Source organism: Hymenobacter volaticus (assembly GCF_022921055.1).
In the GTDB taxonomy this organism is placed as follows: Bacteria; Bacteroidota; Bacteroidia; order Cytophagales; family Hymenobacteraceae; genus Hymenobacter; species Hymenobacter volaticus.
This window is the reverse complement of sequence record NZ_CP095061.1, coordinates 1,107,229-1,123,643: the sequence shown is the minus strand read 5'-3', so window position 1 is coordinate 1,123,643 and position 16,415 is coordinate 1,107,229. Positions and strand designations below refer to the sequence as shown.

At 48.2% G+C, this 16,415-nt stretch carries 11 protein-coding genes and 3 pseudogenes; 3 read left to right on the top strand and 11 right to left on the bottom strand.

The features are described 5' to 3' along the window. The first annotated feature begins 145 nt into the window (after nucleotides 1-145). Nucleotides 146-1,489: an NAD(P)H-dependent oxidoreductase gene (locus MUN86_RS04910; protein WP_245122453.1), complete on the top strand. Its 1,344-nt coding sequence runs from the start codon at nucleotides 146-148 to the stop codon at nucleotides 1,487-1,489. Between the two features lie 173 nt (nucleotides 1,490-1,662). Here MUN86_RS04910 and obgE read toward each other — a convergent pair. The 6 genes and pseudogenes from obgE to MUN86_RS04880 all read right to left on the bottom strand — a co-directional run bounded on the left by obgE (nucleotide 1,663) and on the right by MUN86_RS04880 (nucleotide 8,846). Then, a pseudogene (gene obgE / locus MUN86_RS04905) lies at nucleotides 1,663-2,654 on the bottom strand (GTPase ObgE). A gap of 266 nt (nucleotides 2,655-2,920) precedes the next feature. Then, nucleotides 2,921-3,544 carry an adenylate kinase gene (locus MUN86_RS04900; RefSeq protein WP_245122450.1) on the bottom strand — a complete coding sequence of 208 codons (624 nt, stop codon included), beginning with the start codon at nucleotides 3,542-3,544 and terminating at the stop codon, nucleotides 2,921-2,923. A 112-nt stretch (nucleotides 3,545-3,656) separates the two neighbouring features. After that, nucleotides 3,657-4,196 carry a hypoxanthine phosphoribosyltransferase gene (gene hpt, locus MUN86_RS04895; protein ID WP_245122448.1) on the bottom strand — a complete coding sequence of 180 codons (540 nt, stop codon included), beginning with the start codon at nucleotides 4,194-4,196 and terminating at the stop codon, nucleotides 3,657-3,659. Nucleotides 4,197-4,339: 143 nt separating this feature from the next. Then, nucleotides 4,340-6,581, bottom strand: a pseudogene (locus MUN86_RS04890) (sodium-translocating pyrophosphatase). A 115-nt stretch (nucleotides 6,582-6,696) separates the two neighbouring features. Beyond that, nucleotides 6,697-7,872, bottom strand: coding sequence for an acyltransferase family protein (locus MUN86_RS04885; protein ID WP_245122445.1), 1,176 nt, complete (start codon nucleotides 7,870-7,872; stop codon nucleotides 6,697-6,699). Between the two features lie 59 nt (nucleotides 7,873-7,931). After that, a complete protein-coding gene (locus MUN86_RS04880; protein ID WP_245122442.1) occupies nucleotides 7,932-8,846 on the bottom strand; it encodes a M20/M25/M40 family metallo-hydrolase in 915 nt (304 codons plus the stop codon). Between the two features lie 109 nt (nucleotides 8,847-8,955). Between MUN86_RS04880 and MUN86_RS04875 the strand changes: the two genes are divergently transcribed. Next, complete coding sequence (locus MUN86_RS04875; RefSeq protein WP_245122440.1) at nucleotides 8,956-10,200, top strand: tetratricopeptide repeat protein; 1,245 nt, start codon at nucleotides 8,956-8,958, stop codon at nucleotides 10,198-10,200. Between the two features lie 20 nt (nucleotides 10,201-10,220). Then, entirely contained in the window at nucleotides 10,221-11,558 is a 1,338-nt protein-coding gene (locus MUN86_RS04870; RefSeq protein WP_245122437.1) for a hypothetical protein, read from the top strand. A 30-nt stretch (nucleotides 11,559-11,588) separates the two neighbouring features. Here the strand turns inward: MUN86_RS04870 and MUN86_RS04865 are convergent, their stop codons facing one another. From MUN86_RS04865 to MUN86_RS04845, 5 genes and pseudogenes are all read right to left on the bottom strand, one after another. Then, nucleotides 11,589-12,374 carry a formyl transferase gene (locus tag MUN86_RS04865; protein WP_245122435.1) on the bottom strand — a complete coding sequence of 262 codons (786 nt, stop codon included), beginning with the start codon at nucleotides 12,372-12,374 and terminating at the stop codon, nucleotides 11,589-11,591. Beyond that, nucleotides 12,374-13,396, bottom strand: coding sequence for a polysaccharide deacetylase family protein (locus tag MUN86_RS04860; protein WP_245122432.1), 1,023 nt, complete (start codon nucleotides 13,394-13,396; stop codon nucleotides 12,374-12,376). Before MUN86_RS04860 ends, MUN86_RS04865 begins: the two co-directional genes overlap by 1 nt. Before the next feature lie 15 nt (nucleotides 13,397-13,411). Next, nucleotides 13,412-14,485 carry a glycosyltransferase family 4 protein gene (locus tag MUN86_RS04855; protein ID WP_245122429.1) on the bottom strand — a complete coding sequence of 358 codons (1,074 nt, stop codon included), beginning with the start codon at nucleotides 14,483-14,485 and terminating at the stop codon, nucleotides 13,412-13,414. A 25-nt stretch (nucleotides 14,486-14,510) separates the two neighbouring features. Continuing rightward, nucleotides 14,511-15,550 (bottom strand): annotated as a pseudogene (gene rffA, locus MUN86_RS04850) (dTDP-4-amino-4,6-dideoxygalactose transaminase). Between the two features lie 131 nt (nucleotides 15,551-15,681). Next, nucleotides 15,682-16,353: an acetyltransferase gene (locus MUN86_RS04845; RefSeq protein WP_245122426.1), complete on the bottom strand. Its 672-nt coding sequence runs from the start codon at nucleotides 16,351-16,353 to the stop codon at nucleotides 15,682-15,684. Nucleotides 16,354-16,415: the final 62 nt, after the last annotated feature.

The following is a 16,415-nucleotide window of genomic DNA, read 5'->3' as shown; positions in this document are numbered from 1 at the left end:
GTAGAGATATAACCTATTGCCTCTCCCTATCAGCAGTAACTTTCGTTCCTACCACGACGAGATGCAACACCTTGCAACTCTCGTATACTAGCTGCGCCACCCAGCTATCTATCAAGTACCCTTTTGCATCCTCTTTTTCTGTTTTATGATAATTGTTGATAAAGCACTAGAACAACGGCAAAAAGCCGGAAACCCAATCCGAGTGGCCATGATAGGCGCTGGTTTCATGGCCCAAGGCGTAGCACGCCAGATTTGCCGCTACGTACCAGGTATGGAATTGGTGGCTATTGCCAACCGAACCATAGATAAAGCTCGCCAAGCTTATACCGACTCTGGTGTAACCAACATTCGGGAGGTAGGCACCCAGTCACAGCTTGAAGCTTGCATTCAGCTAGGTCAGCCCGCTATTACCGACGACGCCTTGTTGCTCAGCCGTGCCGCTGGTATTGATGCTATCATCGAAGTTACGGGTGCTGTAGAACACGGTGCGCATGTAGTGATGGAAGCTATCAAACACGGCAAGCATATCATTCTACTCAACGCCGAACTTGATGGTACAGTAGGCGCTATTCTGAAGGTGTACGCCGACCGTGCCGGTGTGGTGTATACAGTTTCCGACGGCGACCAGCCGGGCGTAACACTCAACTTGGCCCGCTTTGTAAAAGGCATTGGTGTGAAGCCCGTGCTATGCGGCAATATTAAAGGTCTGCACGACCCTTATCGGAACCCAACTACCCAAGAAGGATTTGCCCGGCAGTGGGGTCAAAACCCAAGCATGGTTACCAGCTTTGCTGATGGCAGCAAAATCAGCTTCGAGCAGGCCGTTATTGCCAACGCCTTGGATATGCGCGTTGCTCGCCGCGGCATGCTGGGCCCAACTGTTGACCCTGGCACTCCTATCGCTAAGGCAGCCGAATGGTATCCGCAGGATATATTGCTCAACGGCAGCCACGGCATTGTTGATTATGTAGTAGGTGCCGACCCAGGACCTGGTGTGTTTGTCCTCGGAACCATTGATGATCCGGTGCAGCAACACTACCTGAAGCTCTACAAACTTGGTCCTGGACCATTGTACTGCTTCTATACCCCCTACCACCTCTGCCACTTCGAAACGCCAACTTCGGTTGCCCGCGCTGTCCTGTTCCAGGATGCGGCTCTTGCCCCGGCAGGCCCAATGCGTGTAGAAGTTGTGACGGCCGCTAAGATTCCATTGAAGGCCGGACAGCAGTTGGATGGCATCGGGCACTACCATACGTACGGCCTGGCTGAAAACGCCGACGTGACGCGTGAGGAGAATCTGCTTCCTATTGGTGTGGCTGAAGGCTGCATTTTGCGTCACGACATCGAGCGTGACCAAGTGCTAACGTATGATGACGTGATTCTGCCCGAAGGCCGCCTAATCGACCAATTGCGTGCCGAGCAAGCAGCTTACTTTAATTATGCAAACACTGCTAACAGTATAGCAAATACTGAATCAGTTGCTGGCTAGCTATGAAATAGTAAGTGGCGTAAAGGGTGAAATACATCATCCTTTACGCCACTTACTGATTAAATAAACCTCGCTATTCCTTTACAAACGTTATCTCCGTTAAGATATATCCTAAATCAAGGCTAGTTCCTAACTAAGTCAGCAAACGCAGCGCACAACACGCTGCGGTTTTTTTATGAATGCAGCGCCTGCCAAATCATATCCTTCAGTTGTTGGATATTTTTATTGGTTAGACTGGAAATGAAAGCTGTGGGTATGTCCGAGGGCAATGTTTTGCGTATCTCGGCTTCTAGCTCCTCGTCCAGCATATCGGACTTGGTAATGGCCAATAGCCGGTTTTTCTCTAGCAATTCCGGATTGAATTGCTCTAGTTCGTTGAGCAATACTTTATACTCAGCCACGATGTCCGGACTGTCGCAGGCTATCATGAAGAGAAGAATGGAATTGCGCTCGATATGACGCAAGAAACGAGTCCCTAATCCTCTGCCTTCTGCTGCTCCCTCTATAATGCCGGGAATATCGGCCATTACGAAGGATTTATAGTCGCGGTAGGCTACCACTCCTAAATTGGGGGTAAGAGTAGTGAAAGCGTAGTCCGCAATTTTAGGCTTGGCCGCCGATACCACTGAAAGCAGAGTGCTTTTGCCGGCATTCGGGAAACCCACCAAGCCTACGTCGGCCAATAGTTTCAATTCCAGAATCACCCACTCATCAATGCCATCCTCACCCGGCTGCGCATAGGTAGGGGCTTGGTTGGTAGCAGATTTGAAATGGTCGTTGCCAAGGCCACCGCGGCCTCCGGGAGTAAGAATAAGACGCTGGCCGTGCTCGGTAATCTCTAGCTTTTTCTCACCGGTTTCGGCGTCGCGGGCAATAGTACCGAGTGGCACTTGGATAATGATGTCTTCGCCTTGGGCACCCGTGCGCAGGTTTTCACCCCCGTTCTCGCCGGGCTTGGCAATCAGGTGCTTTTGATACTGCAAATGCAGCAAGGTCCAGAGCTGCGAATTGCCCTCCAAAATGATATGCCCACCGCGGCCGCCATCCCCCCGTCAGGACCGCCATTGGGTAAGCCCTTAGCCCGAAAAAAGTGGTGCGAACCTGCTCCGCCCCTACCGGAGCGGCAATTGATTTTAACGTAATCTATGAAGTTGTTGGAAGCCATACCTGTACTTGGTTGCGGGTCGTTAGTTTCAAGCTGCCAATTGCCTACTATGTATAAGGCAGGCAACTTGACGCCGAGCAGTTGATTGCGCGATTTTCTAACTGACTACTTAAAAACGGTCATCCTGGGTACAGCGAAGGCTCTTTTTCGTTGCTGACCAAGTAGGCTTCTACTATGAGAAGCCGCTTTGAACAACAAAAAGAGCCTTCGCTGTACCCAGGATGACAGACGAATAGGATCGACGCCTGGGTGGCGCCGTCACAAAGTTACGCTTTTACTTCGTCGGTAGCCTGCCGAGTGTCTTCGGTGGTGGCCGCCTGGTGCTGATCGATAATCGCGCAGATCTGCTGGAAGATATCTTCAATGGCTCCGATACCATTCAAAGCATGGAATTTTTGTTGAGCTGCGTAAAAGCCAGCAACCTGAGCGGTTTCGGTGTTGTACACAGTCACACGCTTCCGAATTTTGGTTTCGTCTTGGTCGTCGGGCCGGTTGCTGGTTTTGCCGCGCTCTAATAGGCGAGTTACCAGTTCTTCTTCGGCTACTTCCAAAGCAATCATGCACGACACCCCAGTATCATAGCGTTGCATGAGGGCGTCGAGGCTCTCAGCTTGCGGTACTGTGCGGGGAAATCCATCGAAAATGAAACCCGCAGCCTCTGTATTGCTAGCCAGTTGGCTTTCGATCATACCAATCACTACCTCATCGGGCACGAGCAAGCCTTCGTCCATGAGCTTTTTGGCACGCAAACCAAGTTCGGTCCCTTGCGCAATTTGGGAGCGGAGCAAATCACCCGTCGACAAATGCACTAGATTATAGCGGGCAATTAGCTTCTGACTTTGCGTTCCTTTGCCAGCGCCGGGCGGGCCGAAAAGCACGATATTTAGCATAGCGTGTGGGTTTTTACAGGAAAAATTTAGATGGGGTTGAGAAAGATAAGCAAGTAAAGGCAAAGCCTATATGCTTGTCAGCGAATTTTAGCTGCTGTATCCAGCTCTTTTACTATACAGCTTTATAAACATCGGGGTAATTGCGCCCCAAACCGTCGAAGTCCAGACCGTAGCCTACAATAAAATCATTGGGAATGCTAAGCCCCACATAGCGAATGGACAATTCGTGCTGCAAGCATTCAGGCTTCATGAATAAGCTAGCCACCTCAAGAGAAGCCGGTTGCTTATCTCCAAGCGTATCGAGCAGCATTCGCATGGTATGCCCTGTGTCGACAATATCTTCCAGGATAACGACGTGCCTCCCCCCTATTTCTTCGGTCAGGCCTAGTACTTCTTGCACCTTGCCGGTGCTGCTAGTGCCCTCGTAAGATGCCACCCGAATAAAGGATATTTCACAAGGAATATGCAAAGCTTTCAACAAGTCAGCCGCGAACATAAACGAGCCATTGAGAACGGCCACAAACAAAGGAGTTTTGTCGGCGTAGTCTTGGTTGAGTTGAGCGGCTAGCTTCTCAATTGCTGTTGCGAGACGGGCAGCCGACAAATAAGGCTCAAACTGCTTGTTGTGCAGCGAAATATGATCCGGGTTCATCCGTGTAGGGTTGGGCCGCAGGGGAGCGGGCTGCCAAAGGTAATAGAAAAAGCCGCCTCCCCGTACCGGGGAGGCGCCTCTTCGTGTTCGGTTTCTGCCCAGTAGCCATCAGCAGCCACTAGTAGGCAACCGCTACTTGGAAATTAGAGTTGCTGATGTAACAACTCGTAGACTGCCTCGGTAGCTTTATCGGAGATGTTGGTGTAGCGGACATACGGACGGGTTTGCATCTGTATTTGGTAGTTGCCTTGGGCTGGTGCTACGCCGCGTTCTGGGGCGGCAATGTGAGGTGCAATAACGAGCGAGACAATACTCATCAGCTTGATGAGAATATTCATTGATGGCCCCGATGTATCCTTGAATGGGTCGCCCACTGTGTCGCCGGTTACCGATGCTTTGTGCGCATCAGAACCTTTGTATTGCATTACGCCATCAATCATTACACCCTTCTCAAACGACTTTTTGGCGTTGTCCCACGCCCCACCCGCGTTGCTTTGGAAGATGGCCATCAGTACCCCGCTCACGGTTACGCCAGCAAGGGTACCGCCAAGTACTTCCGGACCAAAAGAAAAGCCGATGATGATAGGCACAATCAAAGCAATAGCACCAGGTAACATCATCTCACGAATGGCGGCCTGCGTGGAAATAGCCACGCATTTCTCGTATTCTGGCCGCCCGGTTCCCTCCATGATGCCGGGAATCTCACGGAACTGCCTCCGCACCTCCTGCACCATTGCCATGGCCGCCCGGCCTACAGCCGCAATAGCCAATCCCGAGAAAATAAACGGAATCATAGCGCCTACAAACAAGCCAGCCAACACACGGGCGTTGCTGATGTCGATAGACGTGATTTTGGCAGTGCCCATGAAAGCGGCAAACAGGGCCAACGAGGTCAAGGCCGCCGAAGCAATAGCAAAGCCTTTGCCGGTAGCGGCGGTGGTATTGCCAACGGCATCAAGAATATCGGTACGCTCACGCACCTCCTTGGGCAGTTCACTCATTTCGGCAATACCACCGGCGTTATCAGCAATGGGCCCGAAGGCATCAATGGCTAGCTGCATAGCCGTAGTAGCCATCATGCCGGCGGCAGCAATAGCTACCCCGTAAAGACCAGCGCACTCAAAGCTGAGCACGATGCCGGCAGCCAGCACAATGATGGGCAGCACCGTGGATTCCATACCCACCGAAATACCCCCAATAACGGTTGTAGCGTGCCCAGTGCTGCTTTGCCGTACTATGCTTAGTACTGGCCGTTTACCCATAGCCGTGTAGTACTCCGTGATGATGCTCATCAGCGTGCCTACCACAAGGCCCACTACGACGGCATAAAAGACGTCGACGGAAGTAAAGGGAACCGAACCAGGCCGGCTAATAACCAAGTCGCCAGCTGGCAACATCCAGCGGATGATGAAGTAAGAAGCCGCCGCCGATACTACTACCGACACGTAGTTCCCAAAATTGAGGGCAGCCTGCACGTTACCGTTTTCCTTTACGCGCACCAGTAGAATACCGATCAACGAAGCGACAATGCCCATTCCCGCAATTACCATGGGAAGCAGGATAGGCGACAAACCCTGAAACTGGTCGCCACGGGCCACTACTTCACGGCCCAGCACCATAGTAGCTAAGATGGTGGCCACGTAGGAACCGAATAGGTCAGCGCCCATACCCGCTACGTCCCCTACGTTGTCGCCTACGTTGTCGGCGATGGTAGCGGGATTGCGAGGGTCATCTTCGGGAATTCCCGCTTCTACTTTGCCAACTAAGTCGGCTCCTACGTCGGCGGCTTTGGTATAAATGCCTCCACCCACGCGTGCAAACAAGGCAATGCTTTCGGCTCCAAGAGAGAAGCCTGTTAGCACTTCAAGAGCCGTTTCCATTTCGATACCATTGGCCCCCCGCTCTTACTCACCACAAATAGCTGGTAGAAAACAAGGAACAAGCTCCCGAGGCCTAGCACTGCCAGTCCTGCGACGCCCATACCCATGACCGACCCCCAGAGAATGACACATTCAATGCTTGCGAAAGGCTGGTGCGGGCGGCTTGGGCAGTACGCACGTTGGCTTTCGTGGCGATTTTCATCCCGATAAAGCCCGCCGCTGCCGATAATAAAGCACCAATTATAAAGGCAATAACAATAACAGGGCTGGACTTCTCACCGGTGCTACCCAAGTAGAAAAGAAAGGCTCCCGCAATAAGGCCGAATATGGCCATCACTTTGTATTCAGCTTTTAAGAAGGCAATGGCCCCCTCCGCAATATATCCTGCAATGGTGCGCATTCGCTCGTCGCCGGCATCTTGCCGACTTACCCAGCCCGAGCGTAGCCATGTGTACACCAAAGCCAGTACCCCCAATGCGGGCACTACGTAGAGAAAATTCATCATACAGCGGCAGTAAAAAGTGGGAGTTAGGTTGGCAGAAAACATAGAATTACACGGGTAAAATAGAGCTTTTACCCACAACTCCAACCACCTCACTCCCTAGCCTTTAACTGCACGTCTATACTTTGCGAAAATAATTTACTGATACCCTTTCTGTAATCCAGTAGAGCCCGTAGCAGGCTAAAGTGACCAATGGCACAGCAAGCCAGTAGTAGCGGTCATAAAAAACGAAATCGCCTGTTATTATTACTAGCAACCCATAGCATATCAATAGTAAAGGAAGATGATACAGATACAATGAAAAGCTAAAGATTCCTATTGCATGCATCAGCTTTATCAAAATATTTTTAGATGATACTTTATCAGCTAGTAATGTAGATATACAGAGTATAGCTAACAAAGAGGCTACTATTCCGGAAATATAACGGAGTTTAACAATTGCTAAACCTATTAATACCAAAAACAAAAAAATAACTGCAGTAAATAGTATCCATGCGGGCACTTTCTTAACAAGTTTTATTAAATCCATATTAACTACTACATCATAAAGCATAGCACCTACTGCGAAATACATATTATAAATTAATAAATAATTTAAAATGGCATTAAGACCTATTTGCTGTTGCTGCAAAACTAAACCAACCACATAAGCAATAATTGAAATTATATAATAAGCCTTGATTCGAATAAATACTATTGGCACCAATAAATAAAAGAGCGCTTCAGGTAATAGAGACCAGAATACATGGTTATAACCTACATACATTTTTTGTACTGGCATAAAAAACAAAGTTTTAATAATGCCAAATACATTAAGATGACGTAGTTCATACCAAGCTGTAGCTAAAGAGATATTCAGTTCTCTATTAATTTTATCACTCACTGCTTGGGGAGCATGAGTAGATAAAACTATTAAAGTTAAAGCTGCGAGCCCAACTGATACCAAATAAGGAGGATAAATTCGAACAATACGATTTAAGTAAAACTCTAATAAATCCCGATGCTTGCGTAATTGAGCATATCTTATAAAAAACCCAGACAGCACAAAAAAGAAAATAACCATCTCAAACCCTGCTGAGCTCAGCATATCGAGAGCAAATAAAATATATTTATTTATGTCCCAAGAAATTCTCGGAAACTTTTGCAAATACTGTTGTCCTCCTGACCATAGCACATACTTTGCATGATAAATAACCACATAAAATGCGCAGAATCCGCGTAAAGAGTGTAGAATATCTAATTCCTGGTATGTCAAGTGACGAGTCTTACCAGTGGAAACGATAGTATTAGGCAAAGCAATAGGGATTAAGTAAAACCACAAGAACCACAGAAGCCATAAAGGTATGATATTGGCTACAACTCTCTCATGAGCATCTGGTACAATGCTAGCATGCTGTTGATGTCACGCTTATCCACGATTTCATTAGGGGAATGGACGTTGTCCTCGGGCGCCCCTACGAAACACCAATCCCAAGGCTGCGCGCCGTGCTGTAGCTCCTTTGCATCAGAGCCACCGTTGCCTTCCACCTCTAGCTGATGCGGAATACCAGATGCTGCTGCGATGCGGCGGATTCGGTCTACGTAAGCGCGCCGCGGAATCAGCGAGTCCCGTAACGAAATAACTACGCCTCGACCTGGTTGCACGCCTTCGGTCACCCACGTAATATCTGAAATCAGGGCCTGCCGCACGCCGTAGGTTTCCTGAATGTATTTGGCCAGGTAAGCAACCGAGCCTCCACCATGTTCTTCCCAACAACTAAAGGCCACGATGCCGTTCTCCAGAGTTTCACAAAGGCGTAGCGCATTCCAAACACCAAGCCGGTTATCTAGGTAGCAACTCTGAACGGTGGTATCAGTTTCTCGAAAGTCACAGTAGAATGTTAGTTCAGTGCCCCGCTCAATCTCCCGGGTGAACTCATAGCCTATTTCCCCGGTTTCTTCGTCTATGGTCAATGTACAATCAATTTCACCTTGCGTATCGCGCCCAACGAGGCGGCTACCTGCCTCTACTACTGGCCCACCAATACGCACAAGTTGTTGGCCATAGCGTACGGTGAAACCAATACTGTCTAGATGAGCAAAAACTGCAGTACGTGGCGCACCAAAGACCAGCATAATGCAATCTTGCCATTCGTTTCCGGCCAGCACAGTAGGCTGCACCTGCCAACTGCTTTGGTGCTGCTCGATGTACTTCAGCAGATAACGAGTAAGCGGAGCTTCGTTTCCAGAAGGGGCCGCAATACGACACAAGGTGTTTAAAAGCTTCATGACGAGCAGTTATTTATTTAAAACTAGGACAAAAGCCATACTTTAGTTCTCCCGAAAGGAGGCGCTGCCTTGGCTTTTGCTGAATCAGTACCTGCAAGTAACCGTGTCTATGATTCTACGCCTCCGATTTATCCTCTTATTGCTGTTGTTGCCCTTACTGGCCAACGCCCAGCAGCCAGATACCGCTCGCTCTTCGTCTCCCATCCGCAATATCCAAACTGATAATGTTGATGTAATGCCCACGGCTAGTACTAAGGGCTGGCTTTTGCTGGACAAGGATATTCAGACGGAATTAGAAGGAGCTGTTCAGAATCTGTACAACTGCAAGTACGATCGGGCCGAAAAGCAATTCCGCTCATTGCGACGGCGCTACCCAAACCACCCCATGCCTTATTTCCTTATGGGATTGAGTCAGTGGTGGAAAATCGTACCAACCAATATCAAGACCAAGCAGTACGACAAGCTCTTCTTTGCCTATATGGATACCACCATTACGAAGGCAGAAGCGCAATTCGACAATGACAACAAAAATTACGAAGCTTGTTTCTTCCTGGCGGCTGCCTACGGTTTTGATGGCCGCCTAAACGCTGAGCGCTCAAACTGGCCGAAGGCTACTATTAGCGCCAAGCGGGCCCTGAAGTATCTAGAACTAAGCAAAGAGGCGAATGGCTTAAGCCCTGAATTTTTGTTTGGACAAGCTTTATTCAACTACTACGCTGTCTGGATTCCCACCAACTATCCACTCCTCAAGCCAGTACTGCTCCTGTTTCCTAAAGGAAATAAACAGCTTGGCTTGCAGCAATTGCGCAACGTAGCCGACAACGGGTTTTATGTTGGTCCAGAAGCCAAGGTCTTTCTTATGCGCATCCTCAACAATGAGGAAAACAACTGGGAAGCCGCCGCACCCATTGCCCGCAACCTCGCCAAAACCTACCCTGACAACGGCTATTTCCAACGTTTCTATGCTTTGTCGTGCTTCAACCTCGGCGATTTTAGAGAATGTGAGCGTCTTAGCTTGGAAATTCTAAACAAGCTCAACCAAGGAATGCCAAGCTATGAAGCCACTAGTGGGCGCTACGCCACCTATTTCCTCGGGTGGCTGATGCAGAATCGTTACAAAGATTATGGTAAGGCTAAGGATTACTACCAGCGTTGCATTGTCTTCTCTGAATTGACCGACGAAGTGAAGGGTGGCTTTTATTTGCATTCCAACTACAATTTAGCCCGTTTAGCAGATAAGGAAAAGGACACAGCTTCAGCGCGCCGCTACTACACCATCGTGCGTGACATTGCTGATAATAAATCGGCAGCTTATAAAGAGGCCAAGGCCTATCTGAAGAAGAACAAAAAGTAGATTTTCAGTTTTTACACAAAATGGATTTGAAGGATCTCTTCTTGGCACCGCTTTATCTAGCCTTATTTTATGGCATAGCTTTCGCTGCTCGTCGAAATTATACGAATTCATACACTCGAAAGTATTTTATTCTAGCATTATCCTTGAAGTTTATAGGAGCTATTGCTTTAGGACTGATTTATCAGTTCTATTATGGAGGTGGAGACACTTTTAACTATCATCATCATATTAAAATTTTTTATGAAGCTTTCGGACAAGATTTTAGCTTAGGGCTAAAATTATACTTGGCAAATGGGCAACCCGTTCCTGAGCTCACACGATACACCTCTCAAATGTTTTGGTGGCAGCCTCATTCTACAGAATTATTCGTTGTGCGGATGGCAGTACCTTTAGCATTTCTTTGCTTTAATACATATACTGTCATAGCATTATCTTTTGCTTTCATCAGCTTTTGTGGAATGTGGGCAATGTATATCACGTTCATTCGAATTTATCCAGTAGCCTATAAACAGTTTGCAATAGCTATATTTTTTTTACCCTCTGTATTTTTTTGGGGCTCAGGTTTAATGAAAGATTCTCTATGTATAGGTGCATTAGGCTGGACGTTCTATGGTTTCTACCATGTATTCATCGCGAAACGTAATATTACACAAGCAGGAATTTTAGGATGCATTGGGATATACATCCTGGTTTCCGCTAAAATATATATTCTATTATCTTTTATGCCGCCAGCACTATTCTGGATCTTTAATGAAAATAGCACTAGGATCAAATCAGCCTCTCTTCGTCTTTTCCTCAAGCCTTTCCTCATTCTAGCTGGTGCAGGAGCAGCCTATTATGGGGCAACAAACTTAACTGCTGGTGATGAAAGATTTGACGTAGAAAAAATTGGTGAGCGCAGCAAAATAACACAAGAGTACTTAAGTCAATATGTTGCTAGTGGCTCAGCATATAATATTGGACAACTAGACGGATCACTCGGCTCTATTATACAAGTAGCACCGAAGGCAGTGTTTATTTCCCTTTTTCGTCCCTTTCTATTTGAGGCACGCAATCCAGTAATGTTATTGTCAGCTATTGAAGCTGCAGTGTTTCTTTATCTCACCTTAAGTTTATTCTATAGGACAGGATTATCTAAGGGCTTTATCTTAATTGCTGCAGAACCTATTCTTACGTTCTGCCTTATTTTTTCTATTATAATGGCTATTGGGGTAGGGACAACTAGTGGCAATTTTGGCACGTTGGTTCGTTATAAGATTCCATTAATGCCTTTCTTTTTATCTGCTCTATATATTATGAGGTTTAAGGCCCAAGCTGCACGAAGCCCCAAACAGCAAAAAAATCGAGTGACAGCATAAGCCTATATAAAAGCATCTTGTTGGCCGCAATTAGCGCACTCCGTTGCGCTTACGGTTTCGCAAGTACTCATTGAGCGTGGGGTGAGACCACAGTCTGGATTGGCCTTCTGGAGCAGGCTTTAATGCAAGATTTCCAGACAGTTCGTCTCGTACAGCATTTTTGAGTAATGGTAATCCAGCCGCTAATTGTAGCATAGGATAGGTCACAAAGTTGTCTTCTGCTGTTGGATGAATCAGAGTCTGCGCGATAATAGCGCCCGTGTCGATTCCTGGATCAACTAAGTGCACTGATACGCCACAATGCTGCGGATCACTATTGGCTAAGGCCCAGTAGCCACCATGTACGCCCCGGTAGAGTGGTGTTATGCCAGCATGGGTATTGATGAACTTGCAGGGTACGCTAGTCAATACTTTTTTGGCTATAATACGGGTACCATTTACTACGATAATGTCAGGTTGCAATTCCTGCAATTGGGTAATACACTCCTGTGAATTTATGGACGGCACATGAATGACGCGGTCCTGTGGCAAGGGCTGATTATCAAGCTTCTCTTGCTGCCTAATGGCCTGCAACCTACTTTGCGATGAACGAGTCAGTGGAACTGCTACTAATAATTTAAATAGTATTTGTCCAGCCACTGTGGCATATCCTAGCTTTTCAGCACGCCGCTTTAATAGTTGTTTTTGGCTCACAGGGGTTTCCACTATGATCCGATGAACTCCAAATTCGGCATCAAGTGCGTGAAAAAGAATATCCGTGGATTCGCCTGGACCTGCTAGAATAACTATTCTCTTCGCTGGATTATTATTGCCCATTAGATAGCAGTAACTGGTGAACGACGTTGAAGTTCGATAGCTAAGTCGCCCATGGATTGGCTTTCCATGCCATAGTGCGCGCGCAACTGATGGTAATGTTCAGCAATGCGTTGTAATACAGCCATGTTTTGCGGAATATTTACCCCAAAATTGTGCGGATGCCACCAGAGATGAAATACCTGCCCAGTTTTGGCGGCGTGTTCCATACCATGCAGGATGCGGCGCAGACGTAGTGTTTCGAGCGCTTGCAGTCGCCCAGACCAGGGCCGCAAGAATCTACTTGCTGGAATGTTGTAAGGAAATTGCTGGGCAATATTCTCTAGCGTATAGCAATTTGGCCCGGAGAGGTCTAAATACGCATCTAGTAGGCGTGCTCCGCGTTTGTAAAGGCTTTGCTGCTCCTCACTTCGCTCTTTATAAATCCAAGAATTCTCATTTCCCCGATAACTTGTAATGCCAAGTTCTTGACAAATAGCCAAGTATTGAGCATTATATTGGTTGCGGGGAAAGACAAGGCTATGTAGAGTTATTCCTTGCTCTTGTGCCACTTGCACGGCCGCAGTAAGGTCGGCGCGAAAGGTTTCAGCAGTCTGCCCTCGTTCTAGGCAGTAGTAATGACAAAACGTATGCGTAGCTATTTCTTGGCCGGGTGTGCGCCGTATTTGTTCGATTAGAGAATAGCCAAAATGATAAGGGTCAGCAGCTTCATCTTCACCTACTTGATCCAAGGCTAAATAAGGTGAAAGTTTAGTATCCGTGTACTGAGGCTGCACGTCAGGCAAATGAGCTAGCATTTCACGCTTACTCTTGAAAAACAGCAGCCCTACGGTAGCCCAGGTTACTCGTAATTCAAACTTTTCGAACAACGCTAACATAGCTGGAATAGCTTGTCGAACACCTAGTAGGTTACGACCATATTGATCTAGCGTCTGCTGGTCACGCACTCCCCAGTTTATTTCAAAGTCAAGGGATATTACGAAGCGCCCTTTGCCTTGCCCATTTCGAGTTGTCAGCTGTTGCATAATCGGTGGCGTAGATTAGCTGAAAAGGGCTAGAAAATTATTCTTATTTGATACCACTGAATAGCGCTCTACAATGGTAGTACGAGCGGCAGCACCTTGGGCAGCGCGCAAGTCTTGGTCGGCCAGCAGTTGACGCAATGCCGTGTACCACTGCTCGGTAGTACTGCACACAAACCCGTTGTAGGTATCCTGTACCACTTCGGTGTTCATGCCCACGGGCGACACCAAGGCAGGCATGCCCAATGACATGTACTGCAAAGCCTTGAAAGCACATTTGCCTCGCGCCCAAGGATCATCTACCAATGGCATCAAGCCTATATGAAACTGGCTCAAGTCCTCTATTTCAGTGTCTTTACGCCAAGGCGTGTAAGTGAGATTCTGCAAACCTGAATAATCAGGCGGCTGATTGGAGATGACACGAAATTCAAAGCTGTATTTTTCTTGTTCTAGACGTTCTAGTACAGGCCAAACCAAGTCCAGGTGGCGCAAGGTGGTGTGCGTACCAGTCCATCCGATGATGGGGCGAGTTGATTGACGCTGGTCTCGCATGCGGTTGTGCAGGTGCTCAGTATCCAACGTAGTAGGATTGATAATGGCGCGAGAGTTGAATTGCCGAGCGTACGCTTGCAGATAAGCGTTACCACAACTCACTTTATATGCCCATCGACAAATCTGCGCCACCTTTTGCTGCCATTTGAGTTGACTGATAAAGGTCTGCTCGCCAGCCGGGTCTTTCATCCAGATAGCATCATCAAAATCATAGATGATTTTCTTTCGCAAGACCTTCGCTATAAGCCATTCCAGCACCGGAGGACCAATGGGTGCTGCCTCTCTATGAATAAACACGTAGTCGTAAGTAGGTACGCTGAAAAGCAAACCTACCCGCCGTATAAACCCTAGAAGAATACCCAACACTTTGGCTAGGGTATGGCCTGGCTTGTACAAAATAGCCCAAGTGGCGTCAGAAAGGAAAGGGGCCAAACGATAAGAGTAGCCAGCTTGCGTGAGAAAATCCAGATACTGCTCGAATCGAAACCGCTGCGAAGGAGCCTTACCAGGTGGGTAGGGAACGATGAAAAGAATACGCATACGCGGCAGAAGGGCAATCAAAAACTTATACTACCTGATAGAAGCTTAAAACAGCTTGAATGATCCGCTGCTGCTGGCTTTCTTCCAACTCGGTATACAAAGGTAGCCGAACTAGGCAATCGGCGTAGTACGTGGCCCAAGGCAACTCCCGGCCGTCTTGGCGTGCAGCATAGTAAGGGCTACTGTGTAAAGGTTGATAATGAAATATGGCCGTGATGTGTCGCTCTTTTAAATAGGCGATTAAATTTATGCGCTCGGCCAGAGAACGGCAGACCAAGTAAAATAAATGGCCGTTCTGAGAGGAATAAGCAGGAATCTTAGGCAGGCCTACTCCGAGAGGCCCCAATGGCTGTAGTTCTTCGAAATAGCGTATCCAGACAGTTTGTCGGCGCTCCTGAATAAATGTTAGCTGCTCTAGTTGTGCCCACAGAAAAGCAGCATTTATTTCTGCGGGTAAAAACGATGAACCAATATCCACCCAACTGTATTTCGCTACTTCCCCTCGAAAGAATGCCGCCCTGTTAGTGCCTTTCTCACGCAGTACTTCGGCCCGTTTTATCAAGTTCGCATCATTTATAGCTAGCATACCACCTTCGCCACCAGCTGTTACATTCTTGGTTTCGTGGAAGGAAAACGCGCCGAGCGTGCCAAGCGTGCCGAGCGGCTGACCACAAAAGTTACCACCCAAGGCCTGCGCTGCATCTTCTACCACAGCCAATTGGTAACGCTCCGCTATGGCTTGTACTGCAGCCATGTCGCAGGCCACCCCGGCGTAGTGTACAGGTACTATAGCGCGGGTGCGAGGCGTAACTAGTTTTTCCAGTTGGCTAGTATCAAAGGCCGGACTAGTAGCAGTACTATCCACGAACACTAGCCGTGCCCCCGCAGGACAAAGGCGGTGGCAGTGGAAGAGAAAGTAAAACTTGGCAATAATACCTCGTCGCCGGGCTCTAGATCAAGTAGCAAGGCGGCTAGTTCTAAGGCATCGGTGCCTGAGGTGGTGAGCAGTACGCGAGGTGTTCCTAACCTGGCTTGTAGCCATTCTTCGCAGCGCCGAGTAAACATACCATCGCCTGACAGTTTGCCGGAGCGTACTGCTTCTTCTATGTAGCGAGTTTCGGTACCGACAAAAAAAGGCTTGTTGAACGGAATAAGCATAAAGCTAAAGTCGGCTACCGACAAAAGGGGCAGCAAAATTAGCAGGATTCCAGCGAATCGGACTCTGGCGCAATCGAGTGCGCTGGTAGCCGACGTGCAGGAACTCCTACATAAGTGCCTGAAGCATCAGCGTCGTGAATGAGCACCGCGCCGCCTCCAGTGCGTACATCAGCCACCACCGTGCGGGAATCGATGATGGTAGTGCCAACTCCCAAGAAGCACCGCTCCCCTATCCTGACCCGACCCGCCAACCGGACACCGGGGCCCATGATTGTATGTGAGCCTATCGCGCTATCATGCGCCACAATGCACCCTGTGTACAGCAGCACATTGGCTTCCAGCCGTACATTCAAGTCGAGTATACAGCCGGGCGAAACAAATACCCCTGGCGCTAATACCGCGCTTACATCAACGTAAGCAGCAGGGTGCACAAATTGCGCAAACGGTAGGCCCGCTGCTAGCAGGTCTTCAAATAGCTCTTGTCGGCGGGCCATATGGTGATACCCAATACCAATCAATAAATTGTCGAAGCGGCCAGCAGCATATGCTGCCGCTACGTCAGCTACTTTACCGAATACAGGTTCAGGCCCGGTACTGGTGGCATACCAATCGTCGAAGAACCCTGCTACTTGCCACCCTACCGTTTGCCGCAGATGTTGCGCCAGTTGTTGCCCTAGTGCCCCTGCTCCAATAATAGCAGTTCGTTTCATGTATCAGGTTTGTTTCTGCTGATTGTCAATTAACAGCAAATAAAGCAGCTTCTAATACCGTA

What these genes read in the sequence shown, in the direction of transcription:
- MUN86_RS04875 (WP_245122440.1), top strand. Translation starts at nt 8,956, where the DNA reads ATGATTCTACGCCTCCGATTTATCCTCTTATTGCTGTTGTTGCCCTTA.
- MUN86_RS04860 (WP_245122432.1), bottom strand. Translation starts at nt 13,396, where the DNA reads ATGCAACAGCTGACAACTCGAAATGGGCAAGGCAAAGGGCGCTTCGTA.
- MUN86_RS04855 (WP_245122429.1), bottom strand. Translation starts at nt 14,485, where the DNA reads ATGCGTATTCTTTTCATCGTTCCCTACCCACCTGGTAAGGCTCCTTCG.
- MUN86_RS04865 (WP_245122435.1), bottom strand. Translation starts at nt 12,374, where the DNA reads ATGGGCAATAATAATCCAGCGAAGAGAATAGTTATTCTAGCAGGTCCA.
- MUN86_RS04910 (WP_245122453.1), top strand. Translation starts at nt 146, where the DNA reads ATGATAATTGTTGATAAAGCACTAGAACAACGGCAAAAAGCCGGAAAC.
- MUN86_RS04845 (WP_245122426.1), bottom strand. Translation starts at nt 16,353, where the DNA reads ATGAAACGAACTGCTATTATTGGAGCAGGGGCACTAGGGCAACAACTG.
- hpt (WP_245122448.1), bottom strand. Translation starts at nt 4,196, where the DNA reads ATGAACCCGGATCATATTTCGCTGCACAACAAGCAGTTTGAGCCTTAT.
- MUN86_RS04900 (WP_245122450.1), bottom strand. Translation starts at nt 3,544, where the DNA reads ATGCTAAATATCGTGCTTTTCGGCCCGCCCGGCGCTGGCAAAGGAACG.
- MUN86_RS04880 (WP_245122442.1), bottom strand. Translation starts at nt 8,846, where the DNA reads ATGAAGCTTTTAAACACCTTGTGTCGTATTGCGGCCCCTTCTGGAAAC.
- MUN86_RS04870 (WP_245122437.1), top strand. Translation starts at nt 10,221, where the DNA reads ATGGATTTGAAGGATCTCTTCTTGGCACCGCTTTATCTAGCCTTATTT.